20 protein-coding genes are annotated in these 17174 nt (G+C 66.1%); 7 read left to right on the plus strand and 13 right to left on the minus strand.

Going from position 1 to position 17174, the window contains the following annotated elements:
* Positions 1 to 11 precede the first annotated feature (11 nt).
* The 3 genes from coaD to SALA_RS11175 are packed head-to-tail and all read right to left on the minus strand — an operon-like array spanning position 12 to position 1708.
* Positions 12 to 518 (minus strand): pantetheine-phosphate adenylyltransferase, encoded by a 507-nt coding sequence (gene coaD, locus SALA_RS11165; protein ID WP_011542478.1) that lies wholly within the window; start codon positions 516 to 518, stop codon positions 12 to 14.
* Positions 518 to 1429 (minus strand): polyprenyl synthetase family protein, encoded by a 912-nt coding sequence (locus SALA_RS11170; protein WP_192807475.1) that lies wholly within the window; start codon positions 1427 to 1429, stop codon positions 518 to 520. Before SALA_RS11170 ends, coaD begins: the two co-directional genes overlap by 1 nt.
* Positions 1430 to 1444: 15 nt before the next feature.
* Entirely contained in the window at positions 1445 to 1708 is a 264-nt protein-coding gene (locus SALA_RS11175; protein WP_011542480.1) for an exodeoxyribonuclease VII small subunit, read from the minus strand.
* A gap of 688 nt (positions 1709 to 2396) precedes the next feature.
* Here SALA_RS11175 and SALA_RS11180 point away from each other — a divergent pair.
* The 3 genes from SALA_RS11180 (at position 2397) to SALA_RS11190 (ending at position 5882) form a co-directional block, all read left to right on the plus strand.
* Positions 2397 to 2693, plus strand: coding sequence for a hypothetical protein (locus tag SALA_RS11180; protein WP_041383280.1), 297 nt, complete (start codon positions 2397 to 2399; stop codon positions 2691 to 2693).
* A gap of 84 nt (positions 2694 to 2777) precedes the next feature.
* Positions 2778 to 5021, plus strand: a complete 2244-nt coding sequence (purL, locus tag SALA_RS11185) for a phosphoribosylformylglycinamidine synthase subunit PurL (RefSeq protein ID WP_011542482.1) — start codon at positions 2778 to 2780, stop codon at positions 5019 to 5021.
* A gap of 114 nt (positions 5022 to 5135) precedes the next feature.
* Entirely contained in the window at positions 5136 to 5882 is a 747-nt protein-coding gene (locus tag SALA_RS11190) for a DUF72 domain-containing protein (RefSeq protein WP_011542483.1), read from the plus strand.
* Between the two features lie 4 nt (positions 5883 to 5886).
* Here SALA_RS11190 and SALA_RS11195 read toward each other — a convergent pair whose 3' ends face one another.
* A complete protein-coding gene (locus SALA_RS11195; protein WP_011542484.1) occupies positions 5887 to 6705 on the minus strand; it encodes a Coq4 family protein in 819 nt (272 codons plus the stop codon).
* A gap of 112 nt (positions 6706 to 6817) precedes the next feature.
* Between SALA_RS11195 and SALA_RS11200 the strand changes: the two genes are divergently transcribed.
* Both SALA_RS11200 and SALA_RS11205 read left to right on the plus strand, forming a co-directional pair.
* Positions 6818 to 7492: a nitroreductase family protein gene (locus tag SALA_RS11200; protein ID WP_011542485.1), complete on the plus strand. Its 675-nt coding sequence runs from the start codon at positions 6818 to 6820 to the stop codon at positions 7490 to 7492.
* Positions 7493 to 7520: 28 nt separating this feature from the next.
* Complete coding sequence (locus SALA_RS11205; protein ID WP_011542486.1) at positions 7521 to 8771, plus strand: DUF418 domain-containing protein; 1251 nt, start codon at positions 7521 to 7523, stop codon at positions 8769 to 8771.
* A gap of 13 nt (positions 8772 to 8784) precedes the next feature.
* Here the strand turns inward: SALA_RS11205 and SALA_RS11210 are convergent, their stop codons facing one another.
* The 6 genes from SALA_RS11210 to panB all read right to left on the minus strand — a co-directional run bounded on the left by SALA_RS11210 (position 8785) and on the right by panB (position 13991).
* Entirely contained in the window at positions 8785 to 9189 is a 405-nt protein-coding gene (locus SALA_RS11210; RefSeq protein WP_011542487.1) for an Hpt domain-containing protein, read from the minus strand.
* A 116-nt stretch (positions 9190 to 9305) separates the two neighbouring features.
* Positions 9306 to 9530 (minus strand): sulfurtransferase TusA family protein, encoded by a 225-nt coding sequence (locus tag SALA_RS11215; protein ID WP_407635750.1) that lies wholly within the window; start codon positions 9528 to 9530, stop codon positions 9306 to 9308.
* A complete protein-coding gene (der, locus tag SALA_RS11220; RefSeq protein ID WP_011542488.1) occupies positions 9520 to 10890 on the minus strand; it encodes a ribosome biogenesis GTPase Der in 1371 nt (456 codons plus the stop codon). Before der ends, SALA_RS11215 begins: the two co-directional genes overlap by 11 nt.
* 38 nt (positions 10891 to 10928) lie before the next feature.
* Positions 10929 to 12263, minus strand: coding sequence for a PQQ-binding-like beta-propeller repeat protein (locus SALA_RS11225; protein ID WP_011542489.1), 1335 nt, complete (start codon positions 12261 to 12263; stop codon positions 10929 to 10931).
* 1 nt (position 12264) lies between these two features.
* Entirely contained in the window at positions 12265 to 13026 is a 762-nt protein-coding gene (locus SALA_RS11230; protein WP_011542490.1) for a tetratricopeptide repeat protein, read from the minus strand.
* A gap of 101 nt (positions 13027 to 13127) precedes the next feature.
* Positions 13128 to 13991 (minus strand): 3-methyl-2-oxobutanoate hydroxymethyltransferase, encoded by an 864-nt coding sequence (gene panB / locus SALA_RS11235; protein ID WP_011542491.1) that lies wholly within the window; start codon positions 13989 to 13991, stop codon positions 13128 to 13130.
* Positions 13992 to 14118: 127 nt separating this feature from the next.
* On the opposite strand from panB, the gene SALA_RS11240 reads away from it, so the two are divergent.
* Together SALA_RS11240 and SALA_RS11245 are read left to right on the plus strand one after the other, a co-directional pair.
* Entirely contained in the window at positions 14119 to 14541 is a 423-nt protein-coding gene (locus tag SALA_RS11240; protein WP_011542492.1) for a hypothetical protein, read from the plus strand.
* A gap of 124 nt (positions 14542 to 14665) precedes the next feature.
* Positions 14666 to 14887: a helix-turn-helix transcriptional regulator gene (locus tag SALA_RS11245; protein ID WP_011542493.1), complete on the plus strand. Its 222-nt coding sequence runs from the start codon at positions 14666 to 14668 to the stop codon at positions 14885 to 14887.
* Positions 14888 to 15017: 130 nt separating this feature from the next.
* Here the strand turns inward: SALA_RS11245 and SALA_RS11250 are convergent, their stop codons facing one another.
* Genes SALA_RS11250 through SALA_RS11260 form a run of 3 tightly spaced genes read right to left on the minus strand, consistent with a single transcriptional unit; the run spans position 15018 to position 17164 of the window.
* Complete coding sequence (locus SALA_RS11250) at positions 15018 to 16085, minus strand: glycerophosphodiester phosphodiesterase (protein WP_011542494.1); 1068 nt, start codon at positions 16083 to 16085, stop codon at positions 15018 to 15020.
* Positions 16082 to 16432: an ArsC family reductase gene (locus tag SALA_RS11255; RefSeq protein ID WP_011542495.1), complete on the minus strand. Its 351-nt coding sequence runs from the start codon at positions 16430 to 16432 to the stop codon at positions 16082 to 16084. The genes SALA_RS11250 and SALA_RS11255 overlap by 4 nt, the downstream gene beginning before the upstream one ends.
* Before the next feature lie 39 nt (positions 16433 to 16471).
* On the minus strand, positions 16472 to 17164 hold the full coding sequence (locus SALA_RS11260) for a Crp/Fnr family transcriptional regulator (RefSeq protein WP_041383283.1): 693 nt from the start codon (positions 17162 to 17164) through the stop codon (positions 16472 to 16474).
* Positions 17165 to 17174: the final 10 nt, after the last annotated feature.

The raw sequence follows: 17174 nt of genomic DNA on the forward strand, positions 1-17174 counted from the left end.
AATGATTGGCCTCAACGCTCGCCCTGGCGCAATCCCCGTTCGGCAATGCGCGCGATGACCGCCTTGCAGACGGCCGGTGTCACGAATTTGTGGATCTCGCCGCCGAAGATCGCGATTTCCTTGACCAATCGCGACGCGATCGGCTGCAAGCCGACATCGGCCATCAGAAAGACGGTTTCGATGCGGTCGTTGAGTTGCTGGTTCATGCCGGCCATCTGATATTCATATTCGAAATCGGCGACCGCGCGCAGCCCGCGGACGATGACCGTCGCGCCTTCGCGCTGGGCAAAATCCATCAGCAGCGAATTGAACCCAACGACCTGAATGTCGCCTTCGATCGCGGCGACCTCGCGCTTCACCATCGCGATGCGTTCGTCGTCGTCGAACAGCGGCGACTTGGTGATATTGGTTGTCACCCCGATCACCAGCCGGTCGACGAGCTTCGCGCCGCGCCGGATGATGTCCATATGGCCAAGCGTGATCGGATCGAACGTCCCCGGATAAACCCCCACCCGCATTACCGGTCCCTTTCCACGACATAGCGCGCGATCGCGCGGAGCAGCGCGGCTTCGTCGCCGAAGCCGCCGAGATGAGCGATCGCCTGTTCGACGAGCAGCGTCGCCTGGTCGCGCGCGCGATCCAGCCCCATCAGCGTCACGAAGGTCGCCTTGCCCGCCGCTTCATCCTTGTGCAGCGCCTTGCCCGCCAGCGCCTCGTCGCCCTCGACATCCATGATGTCGTCGGCGATCTGGAAGGCGAGGCCGATGTCGCGGGCATAGCCGCGCAGCGGTCGGCGGCCCTCGGCGGGGATGCGCGCGAGGATCGCCCCCGCCTCCACCGAAAAGGCGATCAGCGCGCCGGTCTTGAGCTGTTGCAGCCGCGTCACGGTCGGCAGGTCGAAATCGGACGTTTCGGCAGCAAGATCCATCATCTGCCCGCCCGCCATGCCTGCCGGGCCCGCAGCGCGCGCCAGTTCACAGCACAGCTCGGCGCGCACGAAGGGATCGGCGCTCGTCGCCGGATCGCACAGCCATTCAAAAGCGAGCGCATGGAGCGAATCGCCCGCGAGCACCGCGGTCGCCTCGCCGAAGGCCTTGTGGGTGGTCGGCTTGCCGCGGCGCATATCGTCGTCGTCCATGCACGGCAGATCGTCGTGGATCAGCGAATAGACGTGCATCGCCTCGACCGCAGCGCCGACGCGCAGGGTGAGCGCGCGATCGACGTGGAACAGGTCGCCGGCGGCGCGAACAAGCAAGGGGCGCAGCCTTTTCCCTCCCGCGATCGCGGCATAACGCATCGCTTCGTAAAGCGGCCCGCGTGGGTCGGCGGGGACGGCGAGCAATTGGTCGAACAGCGCGTCGATCCCCTCGGCGACTTCGGCCTGGGTCGCGCGGAGCAACTCGGCGCCGCGCGCATTGTCGCCGCCCACCGACGCCACGCCCGCTCAGCCCTCGCCGAAGGGCGTGGTTCCCGCCGGCCGACCATCGGCGGCCAGGCTGACCTGCTCGATCCGCGCCTGCGCCGCGGCGAGCCGCGCCTCGCAATGGCTGCGCAGCGCATGGCCGCGTTCATAGAGGCTGACCGATTCCTCGAGGCTGACGTCGCCGCTTTCGAGCCGCCGGACGATCGTTTCGAGCTCGCCCATCGCGGCCTCGAACGACAGGGCGGCGATATCGGGAAGGGCAGCGGTTGCGGGGGTGTCCGTCATACCGCTGCTTTGGCCTCTTCGCCCCCTCTCGGTCAAGGGCGGCGAGTCGTCGCCCCCGACGATCGCTGTCGATCCGGTCGTCCCTGCTCGTGTTGCAGCCGCGTCCGCTTTGGGGCGCGAAGCGGTCGGCGCGGCCCCGCGCAATCGGTCCAAAAGTCAGGAAAGGTCAGCCTTGTGCGGCCGCCGATTTGGCTGCGCTAGGCGCACAGTCGCGCGCGATTGACGCCCCTGTTTACTCGCCGGGCTGCGAGCGCTTTTGTCCACATTTGAAAGAGCCGGATGAAGGCTGGCACAGCCGGGCCATGTAGGACAGCGTTTTTTGGTGGCCGGTCTGGGCTGGGGAGCGGACGTAGCCCTCTCCCCTTCAGGGGAGAGAGCCACTATGTCCACTTCCGGTCGGTTTCAGACCTTCCCCGCTTTCCGTTCGGGTCGGGCGAAGTCGAAACACAAATCGACGCCGCGCCACGTCGGGGGCATCTCGACTTCGCTCAATGCGAACGGATCTATATGCTGGCAGGTTCGCAACCGGTCGGATGCCACCCTCCAGATAATTCGCGCAGAGGCCCCTCCGCGCAATCGCGATTCCGCTTTTTGCAATTGCCTCGGCGCACCGCGCGAGCCATGTTGCACCGCACAAGAAGAGAGGGGCTCGAAGGCAAGTTTTGTTCCACCAACAAGGACTTGCACCATGAAAACCATCATCCTCCCGGCCCTCGGCCTGTTTGCGCTGACGCCCTCCGCCGCCATGGCGAAGGACGAAGTGGTGAAGCGCTTCGAGCACGATGGCGCCATCTACAGCTACACCGTCACCCAGGTCGGCGACACGCGCGTGCTCAAGGGGATTGAAGAGCGCACCGGCAAACCCTTCACGCTCCGCGTCGGCGAGCACCGCGTCCGCGGCACCGTCGGCTCGCAGCAGGTGAGCTTCCCGCTCCGCGAGGTCGAGCCGCTGAAAGCCGACAAGACCACGCTCGCTTCGCGCTGATCGCGTCTCCGACGGCAGGCCCCTGTCGCCCAAAAGGCGATATGGGGTCTGTTCGTTTCGCCCGCGCGCCGCTAAAGGCGCGCCATGACTCAGCCAGCGCCCGCCATCACCCCCGAAATCGTCGCCGAGCACGGCCTTGCTCCGCAAGAATATGAGCGCGTCCTCGCCGCGCTCGGGCGCGAGCCGAACCTGGTCGAACTGGGTATCTTCTCGGTCATGTGGTCGGAGCATTGCAGCTATAAAAGCTCGCGCATCCATCTGAAGAAGCTGCCGACCGAGGCGCCGTGGGTGATCTGCGGCCCCGGCGAGAATGCCGGGGTGATCGACATCGGCGAAGGACCGGACGGCAAGAAGCTCGCCGCGATCTTCAAGATGGAGAGTCACAACCACCCAAGCTACATCGAACCCTATCAGGGGGCGGCCACGGGAGTCGGCGGGATCCTGCGCGACGTCTTCACCATGGGCGCGCGCCCGGTCGCGAACCTCAACGCGCTGCGCTTCGGGCGGCCCGACCATCCGAAGATGCGGCACCTGATCGCGGGGGTCGTCCACGGCATCGGCGGCTATGGCAATTGCGTCGGCGTGCCGACCGTCGGCGGCGAGGTCAATTTCCATGCCGCCTATGACGGCAATATCCTCGTCAACGCGATGACCGTCGGCGTCGCCGAACAGGACAGGATCTTCTATTCGGCCGCATCGGGCGTCGGCAATCCGATCGTCTATGTCGGCTCGAAAACCGGCCGCGACGGCATCCACGGCGCGACGATGGCGAGTGCCGATTTCGGCGAGGATGCGGAGGAAAAGCGCCCGACGGTGCAGGTCGGCGACCCCTTTACCGAAAAGCTGCTGATCGAGGCGTGCCTCGAACTGATGGCGTCGGACGCGATCGTCGCGATCCAGGACATGGGCGCCGCGGGCCTGACCAGTTCGTCGGTCGAAATGGCGTCGAAGGGCGGCGTCGGCATCCACCTCAGGATGGACGATGTGCCGCAGCGTGAAACCGGCATGACGGCCTATGAAATGATGCTGTCGGAAAGCCAGGAACGCATGTTGATGGTGCTGAAGCCCGGCAAGGAAGAGTTTGCGAAGGCGATCTTCCACAAATGGGAACTCGACTTCGCGGTCATCGGCACCGTCACCGACACCGGCCGCATGGTGCTCGAACATCATGGGCAAATCGTCTGCGACATTCCGCTCGCCCCGCTCGCCGACGATGCGCCCCTTTACGACCGTCCGCATGTGCCCACGCCGAAGCAGCCCGAACTGTCCGACGTCCCGGAGACCAAGGATGTCGCGGCCGACCTCAAGGCCTTGATGGGCACCCCCGATATCGCCAGCCGCCGCTGGATCTGGGAGCAATATGACAGCCAGGTCGGCGCCGACACGGTGCAGACCGGCGGCGACGCCGCGCTGGTCCGCATCCACGGCACCAACCGCGCGCTCGCGATGAGCACCGACTGCACCCCGCGCTATTGCTACGCCGATCCGGTCGAGGGCGGCAAGCAGGCGGTCGCCGAAACGTGGCGCAACATCAGCGCGGTCGGCGCGACGCCGCTCGCGATCACCAACTGCCTCAATTTCGCCAACCCGCAGCGCCCCGAAATCATGGGCCAGATCGTCGGCTGCCTCGACGGCATGGCACAGGCGTGCCGCGCGCTCGACTATCCGATCGTGTCGGGCAACGTCAGCCTCTACAACGAGTCCAAGGCGACGGGTGGCGGCAGCGCGATCCTGCCGACCCCCGCGATCGGCGGCGTCGGCGTGATCGAGGATCTGGGCAAAGCGGTCGGCATCGGCTTCAAGCGCACCGGCGACATCGTCCTCGCGGTCGGCGAACGCATGGGCCACCTCGGCCAGTCGATCTGGCTGCGCGAAATCCACGGCCGCGAAGAAGGCCCGCCGCCGCCCGTCGACCTCAAGGCCGAGAAGCGCACCGGCGATTTCATCCGCCAAAGCATCAACGCCGGCTGGATCACCGCGTGCCACGACGTCTCCGACGGCGGCGTCGCCGTGGCGCTCGCCGAAATGGCCTTGAAGTCGAACATCGGCGTGCTGGTGAGCGAGGAACAGCCGTTCGGGGTGGCGGAGAGCTTCTTCGGCGAGGATCAGGGGCTGTATCTCGTCACCGTCTGCGACACCTGCCTTGCCGACTTCCTCGACGCCGCGAATCGCGCCGACGTGCCCGTCGATCCGCTCGGGCGCACGATCAAGGATCGCATCGTGTTCGAGCTGCCCGACAGCGATCATCAGGTGACGCTCGCCGAACTGCGCGAAGCGCATGAAGGCTTCTTCCCCAAGCTGATGGGCGCCGACGCGGCGCTGGCGTAACAACCCCACCTCGTCATTCCGGCGAAGGCCGGAATCTCGCCGGTGCGGCATAACGCGACGATGAGATCCCGGCCTCCGCCGGGATGACGATATAAGGAGGGAGATGGCGGAATCATGAGCATCCACATCGGTATCGGCGGCTGGACCTATGAACCGTGGCGCGGCACTTTCTATCCGCCGAAGCATCCGCAAAAGCGCGAGCTCGAATATGCCGGCCAGCATCTGACCGGCATCGAAATCAACGGCACCTATTATGGCAGCCAGAAACCCGAAAGCTTTGCGAACTGGGCCGCGTCGGTCCCCGACGGCTTCAGGTTCAGCGTCAAGGCGTCACGTTTCTGCACCAACCGCAAGGTGCTGAAGGACGGCGCCGCCTCGATCGGGAAGTTTCTCGGTCAAGGGCTGACGCAGCTCGGCGACCGGCTCGGCCCGATCCACTGGCAGTTCATGGCGACCAAACAGTTCGACCGTGACGATTTTGCGGGTTTCCTCGACCTGCTGCCCGACAGCCAGGATGGCCTTCCCCTGCGCCACGCGATCGAGGTGCGGCATGAAAGTTTCCGCGATCCGGCGTTCATCGACCTGCTGCGCGCGCGCAACATGGCGGTCGTCTACGCCGACAGCGACGAGTTTCCGTGCATCGACGAACAGACCGCCGATTTCACTTACGCGCGCCTCCAGCGCAGCCGCGAGGAGGTGGAAACCGGCTATGACGCGGCGGCTCTCGACCAATGGGCAAAGCGGGTGCGCGACTGGGCCGCGGGCGACCGCGACGTCTTCCTCTTCTTCATCGCCGGAGCCAAGGTCCGCAACCCGGCGGCGGCGCAGGCGCTGATCGCGCGGCTGCGCGACAGCGGCTGACGGGTCAGGCCGCCTGCGCGAGCGGCACGGGCGCCGCCGCGGCTTCGGCCGCCTTTTTCCCCAAGAGGTCATAGGGGTCGATGCCGTCGGCGCGCATCATCGCGTGGACCTGTTTGTAAACGGTCGGTTCGGCGATCCCCAATCGCTGGCGCGCGGCGTCGAGCGGTTCGGCGAGCAGCGCCCCGATATCCTGATGCGCAATCTGCTGCGCGGTGCGGCCGATACGCTGGCCCTCGCGCACCGCGCCATAGATGGGATAGCGGCGGCCGAAGCCCTTGCGGATTTCGCGGGCCCCCGCCCAGGCGATGAACAGCGTCCCCCAGCTCGGCGTCTGGCTGTAGGAAAAGGCGAGGACGCACTGTTCGCCGAGCGCGTCGCGGCCATAGCCGGTGAGGATGTGGAGCAGGTCGTGCGTATCGCGCAGCCGGTTGCCGTAAAGCTCCAGCATGTCGTCGTAGCGCGGCTGGCCACGGCGGAACTTGTCAAACTCGTCGACGAGGCCCTGCGCGGTCAGCCCCTCGCGTTCCATGAAGTCGACATAGGCGCGCCCGACGCTGCCCTCGGGCAACTGGCGCAGCCGGTCATGGTCGTCGAGCATCGCGGGCAGACAGGGTCGCTCGGCAAGCTGCTTCTGACCCTCGGGCGTCGCGAAGAAAGCCTGTGCCGCCTTGCCGAAGCGCTTGTCGCGCAGCGATTCGATGATGTGGAACACCTGTTCGGTGTCCTCCTTGTCGGCGATGAGCCGACGGAAATGGCGCCACGCCTTGAGCGGCCGGAAACCGCCATCGACGCGGTCGGGGTGGGAGAGCGGGAAACTGGTCATGGCGAACCTCTGCGACGAATCCTTGCATCGTCCAGTTAGCATTACTGACATAAATGTCAATAGTTGGCAAACAACGCTGGCGCGATCATCCGATCGCCGATAGACCGGCGCCATGAAAGCGCATGCAACGGTCCCTTACAGCGCGCTGCCGACGATGACCGACGCCGCGCGGATCGCGGCGGCGGAGGCGTTTCGCGACCATGTCGCCACGCGGCGAACGTGCCGGATGTTCAGCGACACACCGGTGCCGCGCGCGGTGATCGAGGCCGCGATCGCCGCGGCGGGGACCGCGCCCAGCGGCGCCAATCACCAGCCGTGGCACTTCGCCGTTGTCTCCTCGCCCGACATCAAGCACCGCATCCGCCTCGCCGCCGAGGCCGAGGAGCGCGCATTTTACGCCAGCCGCGCCGGACAGGAATGGCTAGAGGCGCTCGCGCCGCTCGGCACCGACGAGGACAAGGGCTTCCTCGACATCGCGCCCTGGCTGATCGTCGTTTTCGGACAACGGCGCGGCGGGATCGAGCCCGGCGAATCGCGACAGAATTATTATGTCACCGAAAGCGTCGGCATCGCCTGCGGCCTGTTGCTCACCGCGCTCCACGGCGCCGGGCTCGCGACCTTGACGCACACGCCGTCGCCGATGGGCTTCCTGCGCGACATCTGTGGCCGCCCGGCCGATGAAAAGCCGCTGATGCTGGTCGTCGCGGGCCACCCGGCGCCCGACGCCACGGTGCCCGTTCACGCGACGCGCAAAAAACCGCTGGACCGGATCAGCAGCTGGCTCTGACGCTGCGCGGCACTTGGAGGAAAAGGCGATGAACCGGGGAACCACGACGCGCTACGAAAGCCTCGACGCGATCCGCGGGGTCGCGGTGATGGGCATCCTTGCGATGAACATCGTCGCCTTTGCCCTGCCCTTCCCCGCCTATGGCAACCCCGCCGCGGGCGGACCGCCCACCGACAGCGACGTCGCGACATGGTTCTTCAACTTCGTTTTCGTGGATTCGAAGATGCGCGGCATGTTTTCGATGCTGTTCGGGGCGAGCACCCTGCTGGTGATCGAAAGCGCCGCCGTCGCGGGACGCAGCGGCGCGGGCGCGCATTATTCGCGCATGTTCTGGCTCGCGATCTTCGGCCTCGCGCATTTCTATCTCATCTGGTTCGGCGACATATTGTTCCTTTATGCAATCTGCGGGCTGCTCATCTTCCTGTTCCGCAACCTGTCGGTGCGTGCGCTCCTGCTCTGGGCGATCCCCTTTTTCCTCATCGCTATCGGTCTGCACACGAGCCTCTGGGCGATGATGTCGATGGCACAGGCGGGAACGCTGCCGCCCGAAGCGGCCACCGCGATGCAGGAGGCGCTGCGGCAGATGAACGCCGATATGGGCCCGTCCACCCCCGTCTATGCCGAAGAGAAGGCGCTCTATCTCGGCAGCTATGCCAGCATCGTCGCATATCGCACCGGCGCGATGGCGGGCGATCCGCTCTTCTTCCTCGGCCTGTTCCTGTGGGAAACGGTGGGGCTGATGCTGATCGGCATGGCGCTGTTCAAATCGCATATGCTGACCGGCGAATGGGAGGCGGCGCGCTATCGCAAATGGGCGATCGCCTGTTTTGCGATCGCCGTGCCGCCGCTCGTCGGGCTCGCCCTCTATCAGATGCGAACGGGTTATGACGCGGTATCGGTCTTCGGTTCGACGATCGCGCTGTCGGTGCCCTTCGACACGCTGATGACGATCGGCTGGGCGGCGCTCATCATGCTGCTGGTCAAGACAGCGGCCAGCCACGCCCTGCGCGCGCGGCTCGCGGCGGCGGGGCGCATGGCCTTCACCAATTATCTCGTCACCTCGATCGTGATGACGACGATATTTTACGGCTATGGGCTCGGCCTCTTCGGCAGCATCGGCCGCCTGCCGCTCTATCTTTTCTGCATCGGCATGTGGGCGGCGATGCTGCTGTGGTCAAAGCCCTGGCTCGACCGTTTTCAATATGGCCCGCTCGAGTGGCTGTGGCGCAGCCTGTCGCGCGGGCAGGTGCAGCCGATGCGAAAACGCTTGCCGGGCTGAAACGGCGCGTCGGTCAGTAACCGACGGCGCGACCGAAAGTGGCGGGGCGGCGCTGGACCAGCGGATTGGCCTCGCGCTCCAGCGCGGCGAGCGTTTGTTCGAACAGCGGACGCAGCGCGACGACGCGCGGCAGATATTCGTCGGGGCTTGTCTGGCTTTCGACGCAGTGGCGCGCGAACATTTCGATGTCCTCGGCGAGCGCGCCTAGTTTTTCGCCGCCGAACTGGCGCGCTTCGCTTTTCAGCGTGTGCGCGGGCATCACCAGCCCGCGCGGATCGCGCGCGCGCATGGCCTCTTCGATCGCGGCGACCGATTTGGTGCCGTCCTCGCGAAAATAGCCGAGAATGCGCACGAAAGCGGCCCCCAGCTGGGTGCGCGTCGCGCGAAACTCATCCCAATCGACCAGGATCTCGTCCAATGCTTTCGTCCCTTGGTGTTCAAATCGGTCGTGGTCCCGACCGACCCATGCCCCAAAGTCGGTAAAAAAGACGTTACGAACCGCGCCCGTCCCAGCGAAATCCGCCCCATTTTGGGTCAGCGGCGGACGCGCCAGCGCCGCTCGTCGCCATCGGCGCTTTCGTCCACCACCGTCCAGCCGTGCTCGGCGGCAAGTGCGGCGACTTCGCGGCCTGCATTGGGGTCGTCGGCGACCAGCAGCACCGCCTCCGCCTCACGCATCGCGCGCGCAAGCCGCAGCGCGGGCCAGGGACAGCGCATCCCGCGCGCGTCGACCAGCCGCGCCATCACCTCATTCATCATAGGGATTGCGCGCGTTGCGGAAATTGAGCCGCACCGGAACGCCCTGGAACCCCAGCTCCTTGCGCATCCCGTTGACGAGATAGCGTTCATAGCTTCCGGGCAGCGCGTCGGTGCGCGATCCGAACACCACGAAGGTCGGCGGGCGCGTGCGCGCCTGCGTGATATAGCGCAGCTTGATCCGCTTGCCCCCCGGCGCCGGCGGCGGATTCGCGGTCACCGCCGCCTCGAACCAGCGGTTGAGCTTCGCGGTCGAAACGCGGTTCGTCCAGATCGCGCGCTGTTCGAAGGCGACGCGGACGAGCGTGTCGATCCCCTTGCCCGTCGCGCCCGAAATGCTGAGCACGGGCACGCCCTTCACCTGGCTGAGCCCGTCGTCGAGCGCCGCGCGCACCCCGTTGAACAGCGACGAGGGATCTTCGGCAATGTCCCATTTGTTGAGCGCAACGATCAGCGCGCGCCCTTCCTGCAGCACCCGGTCGGCGATGCGCAGATCCTGCGCTTCCAGCCCCTTGGTCGCGTCGAGCAGCAGCACGACGACTTCGGCGAAATCGACCGCGTGGAGCGCGTCGGCGACCGATAGCTTCTCCAGCTTGTCCTGCACCTTCGCGCGCTTGCGCATCCCGGCGGTGTCGAACAGCTGGATCTCGTGGACCTCGCCATCCTTTTCCCAGCGCCAGTCGACGCGGATCGAATCGCGCGTGATCCCCGCCTCGGGCCCGGTGATGAGCCGGTCCTCGCCGATCATCCGGTTGATCAGCGTCGATTTGCCGGCGTTGGGACGACCGACGATCGCGAGCTTCATCGGACCCGCGGCCTCTTCATCGGCTTCGTCGACCGCCGCTGTCTCGGCGTCCATGAAGGGCTCGACGATCGGGCGCAGCGCGTCGAACAGGTCGACCAGACCCTCGCCATGTTCGGCGCTGAGCGCGAATACCGTCTCGAAGCCGAGGCTGTAGGCCTCCATCAACCCTGCCTCGCCCTGCTTGCCTTCCGCCTTGTTCGCGCACAGGATCACCGGCGTATCCTCGCTGCGCAGCCAGCGGGCGATTTCCTCGTCGAGCGGCGTCACCCCGGCGCGCGCGTCGATCAGGAACAGCGCGGCGTCGGCCTCGCGCACCGCCTTTTCGGTCTGCGCGCGCATCCGACCGGGCAGGGTCGCTGCATCCTGATCCTCGAATCCCGCCGTATCGACGATGCGAAACTCGAGGCCGAGCAGCTTGCCGTCGCCCTCGCGCCGGTCGCGCGTCACCCCCGGCTGGTCGTCGACCAGCGCAAGCCGCTTGCCGACGAGCCGGTTGAACAGCGTCGATTTGCCGACATTGGGCCGGCCGACAATGGCGATCGTCGCGTGTCGCGACATTCATTTTCCTCCAATAGGGCCAGCCCTATTCGTCTGTCCTAGCGCCAGGCGGTGATCGTCCCGTCGTCCGCGAGGATGTAGAGGATGTTGTTCGCGACGATCGGCGATTGCGACAGCGACGACTCGAACTCGGTCGATGCGAGCAGCGCGCCGTCGGTCGGCGAAAACTCCGCCAGCGTGCCTTCGCTGTTCACCGCGATCAGCCGTCCCCCCGCCAGAATCGGCCCGGTCCAGCGGATCGGATCCTTCTTTTTCTTCTCGGTTTCGACGCGGAAACGCGCAAGCTGCTGGATCCAGCGCACCTTGCCGCTCGCCCGCGCGACGCACAACAGCTTGCCGTCGTCGGTCATCGCATAGACCCATTCGCCGACGACATAGGGGGTCGAGATGCCGGCGATCGAGATTTCCCAGCTGCGCTGGCCGGTGACCAGCTCGTAACTCGCCATGCGGCCACCCTGGCCGAGCGCGAAGACGCGGCCGCGGTCGATCACCGGATCGGCATCGACGTCGGTAAGCGTCGACACCGACAGCGCCATTGACGTGCGCGCGAGCGCGTCTTCCCACAGGTCGCGGCCGTTTTCATAGCGATAGGCCTGCACCTCGCCCGACGAGAAACCCGCGACGATCGTGCCCTGCCCGGCCGCGGGCGACGCCGCGCCGAACACACTGCCCGGTTCCAGCGACGCCGTCGCCTGCCACTGGACCGCGCCGTCGGCGGCATTGAGCGCGAAAATCTGGTTGTCCTGGCTGATCACATAGACGCCGCCAAAAGCCACCGTCGGCGCGCCGCGCAGCGGGCCCGCGGGCTTCACCTTCCACAGCACCGATCCGTCGGCCGCATTGAGCGCCGCGACATCGCCGACGCCGCTCGTCGCATAGACGACATTGCCATCGACGCTCGCCCCGCCGCCGAACAGCGAATCCCTGAAATCCTTGCCCGTGCTGCCGATCGCCGCGCTCCACAGCTTCGCGCCCGTGTCGGCGGCAAAGGCCGAAACGACGGCTTCGGTATCGACGACGAACAGGCGGTTGTCCGCGACCACCGGCGACGAGGCGAGGCGCTGCTTGTTCGTGTTGCCCGCGATTTTCGCTTCCCAGAGTTTGGTCCGCGCCGCGCCGAGCGCCGGATGCCCCATCGATTTCGACGCATTGCCGCCCGATTGCGCCCAGGCCGCATTCACGACCGGATCGGGCAGCACCACCGCGATCGCCGCAGTCGCGGGATCGACCTTGATGCTGTTGTCGTTCGACAGGATCGACACGCGATTGCCGATCGTCGGCGTCCTGGGGCCGCCGTCGCCCTTGAACACGCCGCAACCCGCCAGCGGCAGCGCCAGCAGCGCCGCATAAAGTCCGAAACGCGCAGTCCGCATATTATTTGGTTTCCTCAGTCTTCTGGGCGGCAGGCGCCGCTCCCTTTTGCTCGGCCGCGGCGCTTTCGGCGGCGCGGTCGGCGACGGCATCGACGCCCAGCATCCCCGCCATCTGGACCGAGCGCGATTGCAGCGATTTGGGAAGGTCGGGCAATTTGGCGATCCGGCCATAGAGCGCACCCGCCCGGTCGAACTGGCCAAGCCGGTAGTGGGCACTCGCCGACAGCTCGGCGGCGCTGGCGAACCAGCTCGACGCCGGATCCCTGGCGTCAACGATCGGTTTCATCCGCGCGATCACCGCCTCGGGCTTCAGCGTGTCATATTCGAACGCCGTCTGGCGAATGAGCGCCAGGTCGCGGAGCGACCGGTCGACTTGCGTATCGGCGGCGACCTTCGCCATCAGCGCGGCGGCGGCTTTGAGGTCGCCCGCGCCCGCCTTGACATTCGCCAGCTGCATCGTCGCCGCGGCGCGATAGGCCGGGGTGCCCGCGGCCGCGATCTTCTCCAGCTCGCTCGTCGCGGCGCGCGGCTGGTTGGCCTCGAGCTTGTCCAGCGCCGCGATCAGCTCCTCCGCCTGTTCGCCGCGCGCGACATCCTGCCGGTGGTTCCAGTAAAGATAGCCGCCAAAGGCCAGCAGGATCGCCAGCACGCCGCCGATGATCCAGCGGCCATAGCGCTGCATGATCGTGTCGAGCCGGTCCTTGCGGACGGCTTCGTCGACTTCCTGCAACAGCGCGGCGTCGTTCGTCGGGCTCAGGGCCAATCAAACCTCCGTAAACTGGGTAACGGCGCGAGGCCGGCCCGCTTCCTTAACGATGACACGAGGAAAGGCCAAGCGTTTCACTTGTCGGACGCGCGGGCCGTTCAGCCCGCGTAGATCTGATCCTCGGTCGGGAATGAACGGGACCTGACTTCGTCCGCATAATCCTGCACGGCGCCGCTGACGACGCCCGCCATGTCCCGATAGCGTTTGACGAACTTGGGTACACGCTCGAACATGCCCAGCATGTCGTCGGTGACGAGCACCTGGCCATCGCACTGCGCCGATGCGCCGATGCCGATCGTCGGACATGCGACCTTGTTGGTGATTTCGATCGCGATCGATTCGAGTACGCCCTCGATGACGATCGAAAAGGCGCCGGCCTGGGCGACCGCAACCGCATCCTCGACGATCGAGCGCGCTTCCTCCTCGCTCTTGCCGCGCACGCCATAACCGCCAAGGATGTTCACCGCCTGCGGGGTCAGCCCGACATGCCCCATCACCGGAATGCCGCGCTGGGTCAGGAACTCGATCGTCGGAGCAAGCACCTTGCCACCCTCGACCTTGACCGCCGCGGCGCCGGTTTCCTTGAGCAGTCGCGCGGCGTTGTCAAAGGCCTGCTGCGGGCTGCCCTCATAGCTGCCGAAGGGCATGTCGACGATCACCGCGGCATGGTAACTGCCGCGCACCACGGCGGCGCCGTGCAGCGCCATCATCTCCATCGTCACCCCGACGGTGTGCGGCAGGCCATAGATCACCTGCGCGAGCGAATCGCCCACCAGCAGCATGTCGCAATGCGGGTCGAGCAACTGCGCCATGCGCACCGTATAGGCGGTGAGCATCACGATCGGTTCGCCCCCCTTGCGCTGGCGGATGCGCGGAACCGTCAGGCGCTTCATCGGCTGCGGCGTCGGATTTGCGCGGCTCGTGGAGGTGTCGAGGGTGAGCGTTTTGGGGAGCGTAGACATGGCGCGAGGGCTTAGCCGGTAACGCACCGTGGCGAAAGCGGCAAAGCCACTCGATGTCAATGACACTTGACTTAATGTTAAATATAATGCACATTACGTTCGAATCATATGACATGGAGGTTCGGCAATGGCGTTTCGCGAAAAGATACACTGGGTCACGCTGGTAACGATGATTCTGGCCTTTGGCTGGTATTTCCTTGCCTTTCCGTGGCACATCGCGGGCGCCCCCGCGGGCCTGTGGGCAAGCGCAGGAATGCTGATCCCGGTGACGATCGGTGTCATCGTGGTGATGACGATCGCTTCGGCGTGGATGGCGATCCGCGCGCCCGGCGAGGTGCATATGAAGGAGGATGAGCGCGACCGCTCGATCCATTTCCGCGGAACGCATTACGCCTATTACCCGCTCGTCGTCGGGGTCTGGGTCAACATCTTCGCGCTTTTCTGGGGCGTCGGGCAGGCGATCCAGCTCAATCTGCTGCTCGCGACGGTCGTGCTGGCCGAGATCGCGCGCATCGGCGTCCAGCTTTATTTCTATCGGCGAGGTCACTGATCGATGCCGCCGATGCACAAGCACCCCGCCCTCAACCACAGTCACCCCGAAATGGGAGACGTGCCTATGGCACCCCGTGAAAAGGCGCAACGGCCACTCCTCGCAAGCGACCGGAGGGGCTGGCATGGCTAAGCCGCCCTTTGCCAACGACATTCGGACGCTGCGCTTTCTGGCGGGCGAAATGACGCAGGCCGAGCTTGGCGAGCGCGTCGGGGTGACGCGGCAGACGATCGCGGCGATCGAGCAGGGCAAATACTCGCCCTCGCTCGAAGTCGCCTTCCGTATCGCGCACGTGTTCGGAAAACCGCTCGAGGCCGTGTTCCAGTGGAATGACGGTCGCGACTGAAACAGCGCGGCCGCGCGGCCCGGCCCGCGCCTCTCCCCGGGGGCGTCGGGCCGGGTTTTGGGCGGTTATGGAGTCGAAGGCGGGCGCCGGTATCTCGCGATGCGCGAGGCGCAAATGCCAGCCCGCCCGGTCACCGGCCTGCGCGCGCCGCCACGGCTTCGCGAACATTGTCGCTGAACAGGCCGTCGATCCCGGTTTTCAGAAAGGCCTCGATCTCCCCGACAAGGTCGCCGTGGCCCGCGGGATTGACGCCGCCCTTGTTGCCGAGCGGCAGGAAATAATTTTCGCGGCGAAAGGTCCAGGGGTGAACCTTCAATCCCGCCGCGTGGGCGTCGCGCACCAGACTGGTCGGTTCGCCGAGTCGGCCGAGCACGCCGCGCGGGATGATCATCGCCTTGTTCGGCCCGATGCCGTCGGCATAGGCGGCGATCATCTGGAGCCCCGCGGGCGACGTCATGGCGGCATAGCTTGCATCGGGCCGGTCGGCGGGGCCGCCGGTGGCATCGACGAGCTGGATCAGGGGCAGATCGCTTTTCGCGCGCAGGTCCATCAGATTGCCGACCTCAAAGCTCTGGATGAACACCGGCGCCGCGCGCCCCCGATAGCCGAAACGGTCCAGCAGTTCCAGCATCGGCGCCGCGTGCGGCAGGCCGATCGACGCGAAATAGCTGGGGTGCTTGGTTTCGGGATAGACGCCGACCGGCACCCGCCGCGCGCGGTTCACCCTGGCGAGCAACGTCAATATCTCTTCGAAGGTCGGAACCTCGAACCGCCCGTCGAAGGCGGTGTCGCGCAACCGGGGCAGCCGCTCCTTCGCGCGCAGCGTCTTTATCTCCGCGAGCGTGAAATCCTCGGTGAACCAGCCGGTCACCGCCCGCCCGTCGATGATTTTCGTCGCCTTGCGATCAGCAAACTCGGCGCGATCCGCAACGTCGGTGGTTTCCGAAATCTCATTCTCGTGCCGCGCCACCAGCACGCCGTCCTTGGTGAGCACCAGGTCGGGCTCGATGAAATCGGCGCCCTGTTCGATCGCGAGCGCATAGCTTTCCAGCGTATGTTCGGGCCGCTCGCCCGACGCGCCGCGATGCGCGATGACAATCGGCGGCTGGCCGTCGAGGGTCGGCTGCGCCGTCACCGGTTCAGCCACGCATCCGGCAAGCAGCAGCGGGGCCAGCAAGGCCACAAAACAGCGGATCATGCCGCAAAGCGCGCCTGCCAGTCGTCGGCGGAAAAGCCGACGCTGATCCCGTCCGCCGTCTCGACCACCGGGCGGCGGATCATTGCGGGCTGATCGAGCATCAGCGTCATGGCCGATGAGGCGTCGAGCCCCGCCTTGGCGGCGTCGGGCAGTTTGCGAAAGGTCGTGCCCGCCTTGTTGAGCAGTTTTTCCCAGCCGAGCGCGTCGATCCAGCGTTGAAGCGCGGCGGGGTCGAGCCCGTCCTTGCGGACGTCGTGAAAGCGGTGCGCAATGCCGCGTTCGTCGAGCCAGCGACGCGCCTTTTTCACCGTGTCGCAATTCGGAATGCCGTAAAGAATCATCGTCATGGGGCAAAGATTAGCAGCAGCGCATCGCAGATTCGAGGCTCAAGCGCCCGCGGCCGACGATGCGGGCGTACGGTCGGCGATGCGTGTGTTGGCGCTCGCCAGCTTGCCGCGCAGCGCGCGCGCGAAGCCTTCGTGCAGTTCGGCCGCGATGCCGGGGTTCGCCGCGAGATAGGCGCGCAGCGCCGCCGCCGGGACAAACCACAGCCGCGCATTGCTGGCGAGCACGACGGTTCCCGTTGCGTGCGAGCCGTCCAGCACCGTCGCCTCGCCGATCAGCTCGCCATCGCCCAGTTGCCCGACCTCGGCGCCGTCGCGCATGATGGTCGCGCGACCGTCGGCGAGATAGAAAAGGCTGGGCGCCGCCTGATTTTCGCGGATCAGCACTTCGCCGCGCTGCGCCGAAATCCAGTGTCCCTGGTCGATCAGGCCGCGCGCGGCGTGCGCGCCCAGCCCCGGAAAATGCCGCCGTCGCAGCTCCTCATCCTCGACCGAGAATCGCACTTTCGCCCCGCGCAGCCATAGCCGCGCCAGGATGCCGATATTGACCGCGAGGATCGCGAGCACGAGCAGGCTGTAACCGGGGTCGGAGGCGCGAAAGAGGGTGAGCGGCAGCGCGACGAACGCCGCCGCGGCAAGGCCGATGCGCGCATAGTCGATGCGCACGACGAAGCTTGTCGCGAGAAGGAGCAGCAATGCCCCGTAGAGGAACCACGCGGAGTCGAAACTCGCCATAGCCAATCGC

The organism is Sphingopyxis alaskensis RB2256 (genome assembly GCF_000013985.1).
In the GTDB taxonomy this organism is placed as follows: domain Bacteria; phylum Pseudomonadota; class Alphaproteobacteria; order Sphingomonadales; family Sphingomonadaceae; genus Sphingopyxis; species Sphingopyxis alaskensis.

Bases quoted from the DNA above. Each gene is read 5' to 3' on its own strand.
- coaD (WP_011542478.1), bottom strand. From the start codon at position 518: ATGCGGGTGGGGGTTTATCCGGGGACGTTCGATCCGATCACGCTTGGC.
- SALA_RS11175 (WP_011542480.1), bottom strand. From the start codon at position 1,708: ATGACGGACACCCCCGCAACCGCTGCCCTTCCCGATATCGCCGCCCTG.
- SALA_RS11180 (WP_041383280.1), top strand. From the start codon at position 2,397: ATGAAAACCATCATCCTCCCGGCCCTCGGCCTGTTTGCGCTGACGCCC.
- purL (WP_011542482.1), top strand. From the start codon at position 2,778: ATGACTCAGCCAGCGCCCGCCATCACCCCCGAAATCGTCGCCGAGCAC.
- SALA_RS11190 (WP_011542483.1), top strand. From the start codon at position 5,136: ATGAGCATCCACATCGGTATCGGCGGCTGGACCTATGAACCGTGGCGC.
- SALA_RS11195 (WP_011542484.1), bottom strand. From the start codon at position 6,705: ATGACCAGTTTCCCGCTCTCCCACCCCGACCGCGTCGATGGCGGTTTC.
- SALA_RS11200 (WP_011542485.1), top strand. From the start codon at position 6,818: ATGAAAGCGCATGCAACGGTCCCTTACAGCGCGCTGCCGACGATGACC.
- SALA_RS11205 (WP_011542486.1), top strand. From the start codon at position 7,521: ATGAACCGGGGAACCACGACGCGCTACGAAAGCCTCGACGCGATCCGC.
- SALA_RS11215 (WP_407635750.1), bottom strand. From the start codon at position 9,530: ATGATGAATGAGGTGATGGCGCGGCTGGTCGACGCGCGCGGGATGCGC.
- der (WP_011542488.1), bottom strand. From the start codon at position 10,890: ATGTCGCGACACGCGACGATCGCCATTGTCGGCCGGCCCAATGTCGGC.
- SALA_RS11225 (WP_011542489.1), bottom strand. From the start codon at position 12,263: ATGCGGACTGCGCGTTTCGGACTTTATGCGGCGCTGCTGGCGCTGCCG.
- panB (WP_011542491.1), bottom strand. From the start codon at position 13,991: ATGTCTACGCTCCCCAAAACGCTCACCCTCGACACCTCCACGAGCCGC.
- SALA_RS11240 (WP_011542492.1), top strand. From the start codon at position 14,119: ATGGCGTTTCGCGAAAAGATACACTGGGTCACGCTGGTAACGATGATT.
- SALA_RS11245 (WP_011542493.1), top strand. From the start codon at position 14,666: ATGGCTAAGCCGCCCTTTGCCAACGACATTCGGACGCTGCGCTTTCTG.
- SALA_RS11250 (WP_011542494.1), bottom strand. From the start codon at position 16,085: ATGATCCGCTGTTTTGTGGCCTTGCTGGCCCCGCTGCTGCTTGCCGGA.
- SALA_RS11255 (WP_011542495.1), bottom strand. From the start codon at position 16,432: ATGACGATGATTCTTTACGGCATTCCGAATTGCGACACGGTGAAAAAG.
- SALA_RS11260 (WP_041383283.1), bottom strand. From the start codon at position 17,164: ATGGCGAGTTTCGACTCCGCGTGGTTCCTCTACGGGGCATTGCTGCTC.